This is a genomic window from Microbacterium sp. H6 (assembly GCF_003314775.1).
Lineage (GTDB): Bacteria > Actinomycetota > Actinomycetes > Actinomycetales > Microbacteriaceae > Microbacterium > Microbacterium oxydans.
The window spans coordinates 7,946-8,616 of sequence record NZ_QOAY01000185.1; the positions used below are offsets into that span (position 1 = coordinate 7,946).

The following is a 671-nucleotide window of genomic DNA, read 5'->3' on the forward strand; positions in this document are numbered from 1 at the left end:
CCCCGGACATGGAAGCCGTCACCGCCCTCGTCCAGTCGGGCGACGTCGCCCGCATCGCAAAGGAGCACACTCATGGCTGAGAACGTCTCATCAGAAAGCACCGCTTCCGGATCGCGAGTCGTCCGCGCTGCCCGTGGCAACAAGCGCACCGCGAAGAGCTGGGGCGCCGAAGCCGCCAAGCGCATGCTCATGAACAACCTCGACCCCGAGGTCGCCGAGCACCCGGAAGACCTGGTCGTCTACGGCGGCACGGGCAAGGCCGCCCGCAGCTGGGAGGCCTACGACGCGATCGTGCGCACCCTCGACGAGCTCGAACCGGACGAGACCCTGCTCGTGCAGTCGGGCAAGCCGGTCGGCGTGTTCCGCACCCACGAGTGGGCCCCGCGCGTGCTCATCGCGAACTCGAACCTGGTCGGCGACTGGGCGACGTGGCCCGAGTTCCGCAAGCTCGAAGAGCTGGGACTCATCATGTACGGGCAGATGACCGCCGGCTCGTGGATCTACATCGGCACGCAGGGCATCCTGCAGGGCACGTACGAGACCTTCGCCGCCGTGGCCCGCTCGCTCGGCCGCGACTCGCTGCGCGGCACCCTGGCCCTCACCGGCGGCGCCGGGGGAATGGGCGGCGCTCAGCCGCTCGCGGTGACCCTGAACGACGGGGCGGTTCTGAT

At 69.6% G+C, this 671-nt stretch carries 1 pseudogene; it reads left to right on the top strand.

The features are described 5' to 3' along the window. Window positions 1-72 precede the first annotated feature (72 nt). A pseudogene (locus DSP71_RS12035) lies at window positions 73-671 on the top strand (urocanate hydratase); the annotation flags it as partial.